Source organism: Pseudomonas sp. NPDC087598 (assembly GCF_044743525.1).
Lineage (GTDB): Bacteria > Pseudomonadota > Gammaproteobacteria > Pseudomonadales > Pseudomonadaceae > Aquipseudomonas.
This window is the reverse complement of record NZ_JBIUWQ010000071.1, coordinates 24,112-30,111: the sequence shown is the minus strand read 5'-3', so window position 1 is coordinate 30,111 and position 6,000 is coordinate 24,112. Positions and strand designations below refer to the sequence as shown.

Here is a 6,000-nt window from a genome sequence, read left to right as displayed (position 1 = left end):
GCGCCCCCCCCCCCCACCCCGCGGGGGGTCGGCCCCCCGCCCCCCGGGGGGGGCCGGGCCCCCCCCCCCCCCGGGCCGCCAACACCACCCGCCAACCAGCCCCGGGTGCAGGCGAGTATTTCAACATCTTCACGTTCCAGGCCAACTTCTTCGTTCAGCTCGCGGTACAAGGCGTCTTCCGGCGTCTCTTCAGGGTTGATTCCCCCTTGCGGAAACTGCCAGGCATCTTGATTGATACGGCGAGCCCATAGCACCTGGCCGGCGTCATTCGTCAGAATGATCCCGACATTGGGGCGGAAACCATCGGGGTCGATCACGGCAACAACCTCGCAAACGCATGTCGCCGCATTGTTCCACAAAGATTGATAAGGCAGCAACGAAGCTTCCTACCTTATGTGCACTCTTGTGAAAAGACCGTATTCTTGTCGCCTTTTTACTGACTTTTCAGCGGGTAACTGCAATGCGCCTGGCTCTATTCGATTTGGACAACACCCTTCTGGGCGGCGACAGCGATCACGCCTGGGGCGACTATTTGTGTGAACGCGGCTTTCTCGACCCGATCGCCTACAAGGCGCGCAACGACGAGTTCTATCAGGATTACCTGGCCGGCAAACTGGATAACGCAGCCTACCTGAACTTCTGCCTGGAGATCCTCGGCCGCACCGAAATGGCCGTGCTCGATCAATGGCACAGCGATTACATGCGCGACTGCATCGAACCAATCGTGCTGCCGAAAGCGCTGGACCTGCTGAAAAAGCACCGCGATGCCGGCGACAAACTGGTGATCATCACCGCAACCAACCGCTTCGTCACCGCGCCGATTGCCGTTCGTCTGGGTGTCGAAACCCTGATCGCCACCGAATGCGAGATGGTTGATGGCCGCTACAGCGGGCGCAGCACTGACATTCCGTGCTTTCGCGAGGGCAAGGTAACGCGCCTGAACCGTTGGCTGGAAGAGACCGGATACTCGCTAGACGACAGCTATTTCTATAGCGACTCGATGAACGATTTGCCATTGCTTGAGCAAGTGGCGAACCCGGTGGCTGTCGACCCGGACCCGAATCTGCGCGCCGAAGCCGAGAAACGTGGCTGGCCGGTAATCAGCCTGCGCGACTGAGATCCGCTTGCCCACAGCGTTTTACACATCGCTGTGGGCACCGCCTCACGCGGGTTTCGCCACCATCAGATAGAAAATCGCCATAAACGCCAGAAATGCCGGCCAACCCAAGGCAAACCACCAGCGCATGTAGGTCGAGGCTTTTAAAGGTATCGGCGTTCCCTGCAGCAGTGCCTGATCGGCCATTCGGTGCACGCGGATCTGCAACCAGACCACCGGCAACCAGCAAACCCCGGCGAGGACATACAGGCCAATGCTCCACATCAGCCATGCCTGCTGCAGCGGCCAACCGGCCATGTGCATCAATCCCAAACCACTCAACGGTTGAAACACGGCTGTCGTGGTGGTGAACGCCCAGTCGGCAAACACCAGATGCTTGAAGGTCACGGCAATCACTTCGACCTTGCCCGAACGCCATGCCCTGAGCGCGTAGTAAGCCGAGCCGGCACCCAGCCCGAAGAGAATCGTCGACGACAGAATATGCAGGGTTTTCAGCAGCAGATAAGCGCTCATCGGCGAGGTTCAGTCCACAGAAGCCATAAAGTAGCCACCATCAGTACCCGTTTTTTGCCGACGGCCACGTAAGGATCAGGCCGAGCTGGCGCCATTCGACACCTGGCCATCCCGGCACTTGCGGTTCGCGACTGGTAGCAATGACGAAATGGCCTGCATCGCACAGCGCACGCAGAAGGTGGCGGCCGACAAACGCGGTGCCGCCCACCAAGAGAATTTTCATCAAAATCCTTGCGGTTTAAACCGGTTTTGCGCCCATCAATCCGGCAATCGTGAAAAATCCGACGGCGCTGACAATTGCCAGAATCAGGGTGAATTTCCAATGACCGGCCTGGCCGATCCGCAAGCGGTTCAGGCGCGCCAGCAACCATAATGTGCTGAGCGTCGCCACGGCGTAGATCACGCTGGAAAACAGAATCCAGGTCTGCCCCAACGGCCAGCCCACCAGGTGCACCAGCCACCAGCCGCTGAAGGGCATGCTGAACATGCACAGCAACATCAGGCACCAGACGAAAATCCACGGGCGACGCAACGTGCTCGCCGCCCCTTCGCTGCGCTTGCGCCAGGTCAGGTACCCGAGGCCGACACCACAGACCAGCAACACGACTGTTGCGGCGACATGCAGGACTTTCAGGGTGGTCAGGGTTTCCATACTTTGTATTCCTTGGGACGTGCCCTTCAGCGTAGCCGCTTAGCCAAGAAACAACTGATAGGCCGGGTTCTCACTTTCATCCCAATACGGGTAGCCGATTTCTTCCAGCGCCGCCGGTACCAGATGACGCTCGTCATGCGGCACTTGCAGACCCGCGACCACGCGGCCATCCGCCGCGCCGTGGTTGCGGTAATGGAACATCGAGATATTCCAGCGTCCGCCAAGCTTGTTGAGGAAGTTGAACAGCGCACCCGGACGCTCCGGGAACTCGAAACGAAACACTACTTCATCGATGACGTGCGCCGCATGCCCACCGACCATATGACGAATGTGCAACTTGGCCAGCTCGTTGTCGGTCAGGTCGAGAACCGGGAAACCTTGCTCGGTCAGGCTCGCCAGCAGGGCACTGCGCGGATCGTTTTCCGGGTGAGTCTGCACGCCGACGAAGATGTGCGCTTCGCTGCCGGTGTTGTAGCGGTAGTTGAATTCGGTGATCTGACGCTTGCCGATGGCTTCGCAGAACGCCTTGAAGCTGCCGGCCTTCTCGGGGATGGTCACGGCGATGATCGCTTCGCGGCCTTCACCCAGCTCGGCGCGCTCGGCAACGTGGCGCAAGCGGTCGAAGTTGACGTTGGCCCCGGAGTCGATGGCGACGAAGGTCTGGCCGCTGACACCGCGCAGCTCGACGTATTTCTTGATCCCGGCGACGCCCAAGGCGCCGGCAGGTTCGGTGATCGAGCGGGTATCGTCGTAGATATCCTTGATCGCCGCGCAGATCTCGTCGGTGCTGACGGTGATCACTTCATCGACGTAATCCTTGCAGATGTCAAAGGTGTGCTGACCGATCTGCGCCACCGCCACGCCGTCGGCGAAAATGCCCACGGTCGGCAATACCACGCGCTCGCCCGCCGCCATCGCCGCTTGCAGGCAATTGGAGTCGTCCGGCTCGACGCCGATGACCTTGATGTCCGGCCGCAGGTATTTCACGTAAGCAGCGATGCCGGCGATCAGCCCGCCGCCGCCGACCGGCACGAAGATCGCGTCCAGGGGTTGCGGGTGCTGACGCAGAATCTCCATCGCCACGGTGCCCTGCCCGGCAATGGTGTGCGGATCATCGTACGGGTGAATGTAGACGTAGCCTTTTTCATCGACCAGTTTCAGCGAGTAGGCCAAAGCTTCCGGGAACGAGTCACCGTGCAGCACCACTTTGCCGCCGCGCGAACGCACGCCTTCGACCTTGATCTCCGGAGTGGTCTTGGGCATGACGATGGTGGCTTTGACGCCCAGCACTTTCGCCGCCAGGGCCAGACCCTGCGCATGGTTGCCCGCCGATGCGGTGACCACGCCACGGGCGCGCTCTTCGTCGGTCAGTTGGGTCAACTTGTTGTAGGCGCCGCGAATCTTGAACGAGAACACCGGCTGCAAGTCTTCGCGCTTGAGCCAGATGTCATTGCCCAGCCGCTCGGAGAGCTGGCGAGCGTTCTGCAGCGGGGTTTCTACGGCAACGTCATAAACGCGCGAGGCGAGGATCTTTTTGACGTACTGTTCGAGCATCGGAAAGCATCACTGAGCGGGTTGGGCAGGGCCAAGGAGTCTAACCCGGCTTTTGCCCGGGCGACCACACTAAACAGGTGGTTTTACGGTCTGGAAATCCATTGTGGCGAGGGAGCTTGCTCCCGCTCGGCTGCGCAGCAGTCGTAAAACCTGAGCATGCGATCTGTCAGAACGAATGCAGGGGACCGCTTCGCGCTCCAGCGGGAGCAAGCTCCCTCGCCACAAAAGCAGGCCGGTACCGATGTTTCTGCTGTCTGCCAATCGGGCAATGACCTTCCTCGCCCCCAAGCCTATAATGCCGGCCTTTCCGTTCTCCCCTTGCCCGTTTCCGGAGCCCGCATGACCCAGGATCAACTCAAACAGGCAGTGGCTCAGGCCGCCGTCGACTTCATCCTTCCGAAACTCGACGACAAGAGCATCGTCGGGGTCGGCACCGGCTCCACCGCCAACTGCTTCATCGACGCTCTGGCCCAGCACAAGGGCGCGTTCGATGGCGCAGTCGCCAGTTCCGAAGCCACCGCTGCACGCCTGAAAGGCCACGGGATTCCGGTGTATGAGCTGAACACCGTCAGCGATCTGGAGTTCTACGTCGACGGCGCCGATGAAAGCGACGCGCATCTGAACCTGATCAAGGGCGGCGGCGCGGCCCTGACCCGCGAGAAGATCGTGGCGGCCGTGGCCAAGACATTCATCTGCATCGCCGACGCCAGCAAACTGGTGCCGGTGCTTGGTGAGTTCCCGCTGCCGGTGGAAGTGATTCCGATGGCGCGCAGCCACGTCGCTCGCCAATTGGTGAAACTGGGCGGCGACCCGGTTTACCGCGAAGGCGTGCTGACCGACAACGGCAACATCATCCTCGACGTGTTCAACCTGCAGATCACCAACCCGGTCGAACTGGAAGCGCAGATCAATGCGATCGTCGGCGTAGTCACCAACGGTCTGTTCGCGGCGCGTCCGGCGGATTTGCTGTTGCTGGGTACCAGCGAAGGCGTGAAAACCCTGAAGGCTGAGTAAGCCCAGACTGCCCACTATTCATGGGCAGATGAAATACCCCCTGTAGGAGTGAGCCTTTGTGGTGAGGGGATTTATCCCCGATGGACTGCGCAGCAGACCCCTTTTCTGGGGCCGCTTCGCGACCCATCGGGGATAAATCCCCTCACCACAGGGCCAGCTCCCACAGTGTTTTATGGTGCTGGTTAAGGTTGTGCCGGTTTTTTGAAGACGTAAAACAGGTTCGGCTCACTCACCAGATACAGCGTCCCGTCATCATCCATCGCAATGCCCTCCGCCTGCGGCACGGTTTTCTGCAATCCCTGGCGACCGCCGCTAATGGACATCGTGCTCAATGGACGTCCGTCCACATCCAGCTCCAGAATCAACCGCGACTCGTCCGACAGCGCCAGTAAATGGCCGCTGCGCTCATCGTATTGCAGGCTCGACAGATCGCGCACAAACATCCCGGCATCGCGCTTGGGGTTGTTGATCACGTGCACCGCGTAGGATTTTTCCGGATTGAAGTGCGGGAAACCATGCACTTCGTAGATCAGCATCGGATTGCGCTCTTTCGCGACAAACAAGCGTTTGCCCACCGAGTCGTAAGCCAGTCCTTCGAAGCCCTTGTTGCCCGCCATATGCACGCCAAGCGTCATCTGCTCGGCGTCAGCTGCATCGAGGAAGGTCGTACCCTCTTCCAGATGAATTTTGATCAGCCGCTGCTGGCGCTCGTCGGTGATCACGTAGGTGTCGGCGCTGATGTACTCGACCGCTTCGGGATCGCCAAAACCGATCAGAGCGATGCGCCGCAGGATCTTGCCTTCCAGCGACAGCTCGACCAGTTCGGCATTTTTGTTGGTTACGGTAAACAGGCTTTTGCGCACCGGATCGAAGGTCAGCGCGGAAACATCGGCTTCCAGACCGTCGATCACCCGCGCCTCGATGTCTACGCGATATTGATCCAGACCAATGGCCTCACTGTTCAGCGGCTGCCACAGCGTGTGCAGGTTGAACCAGGCGCGCTCAAACAGGCGCATGTATTGGCCGATCGCAATCAACGCGATCAGGGCAATCACCGACAGGATGATGACAATGGGTTTGGGATGGGCAAGTCGACGCATTCGGCTGGGCTCGGAATCAAAACAGGCGGATGAAATATCACGCCTGTCTG

The 6,000-nt window shown here is 59.9% G+C and carries 7 protein-coding genes and 1 pseudogene; 2 read left to right on the top strand and 6 right to left on the bottom strand.

What is annotated here, in order from left to right; translation table 11 throughout:
- Positions 1–92: 92 nt before the first annotated feature.
- A pseudogene (locus ACIOWE_RS26580) lies at positions 93–317 on the bottom strand (NUDIX domain-containing protein); the annotation flags it as partial.
- Between the two features lie 143 nt (positions 318–460).
- Between ACIOWE_RS26580 and ACIOWE_RS26575 the strand changes: the two are divergent.
- Positions 461–1,117 (top strand): HAD family phosphatase, encoded by a 657-nt coding sequence (locus ACIOWE_RS26575; RefSeq protein ID WP_201236399.1) that lies wholly within the window; start codon positions 461–463, stop codon positions 1,115–1,117.
- Between the two features lie 45 nt (positions 1,118–1,162).
- Here ACIOWE_RS26575 and ACIOWE_RS26570 read toward each other — a convergent pair whose 3' ends face one another.
- Genes ACIOWE_RS26570 through ilvA form a run of 4 tightly spaced genes read right to left on the bottom strand, consistent with a single transcriptional unit; the run spans position 1,163 to position 3,836 of the window.
- Complete coding sequence (locus ACIOWE_RS26570) at positions 1,163–1,630, bottom strand: DUF2269 family protein (protein ID WP_401397663.1); 468 nt, start codon at positions 1,628–1,630, stop codon at positions 1,163–1,165.
- Positions 1,631–1,670: 40 nt separating this feature from the next.
- Positions 1,671–1,853, bottom strand: coding sequence for an NAD-dependent epimerase/dehydratase family protein (locus ACIOWE_RS26565; RefSeq protein ID WP_401397660.1), 183 nt, complete (start codon positions 1,851–1,853; stop codon positions 1,671–1,673).
- Positions 1,854–1,868: 15 nt separating this feature from the next.
- The gene (locus ACIOWE_RS26560; protein WP_401397657.1) at positions 1,869–2,282 is read right to left on the bottom strand and encodes a DUF2269 family protein; all 414 of its coding nucleotides are present in this window, start codon (positions 2,280–2,282) and stop codon (positions 1,869–1,871) included.
- Positions 2,283–2,321: 39 nt separating this feature from the next.
- Positions 2,322–3,836, bottom strand: a complete 1,515-nt coding sequence (gene ilvA, locus ACIOWE_RS26555) for a threonine ammonia-lyase, biosynthetic (protein ID WP_401397655.1) — start codon at positions 3,834–3,836, stop codon at positions 2,322–2,324.
- A gap of 339 nt (positions 3,837–4,175) precedes the next feature.
- Between ilvA and rpiA the strand changes: the two genes are divergently transcribed.
- Positions 4,176–4,850 carry a ribose-5-phosphate isomerase RpiA gene (gene rpiA, locus ACIOWE_RS26550; RefSeq protein WP_007913886.1) on the top strand — a complete coding sequence of 225 codons (675 nt, stop codon included), beginning with the start codon at positions 4,176–4,178 and terminating at the stop codon, positions 4,848–4,850.
- Positions 4,851–5,032: 182 nt separating this feature from the next.
- On the opposite strand, the gene ACIOWE_RS26545 is transcribed toward rpiA, so the two are convergent.
- Positions 5,033–5,950 carry an SdiA-regulated domain-containing protein gene (locus ACIOWE_RS26545; RefSeq protein WP_401397652.1) on the bottom strand — a complete coding sequence of 306 codons (918 nt, stop codon included), beginning with the start codon at positions 5,948–5,950 and terminating at the stop codon, positions 5,033–5,035.
- Between the last annotated feature and the right edge of the window lie 50 nt (positions 5,951–6,000).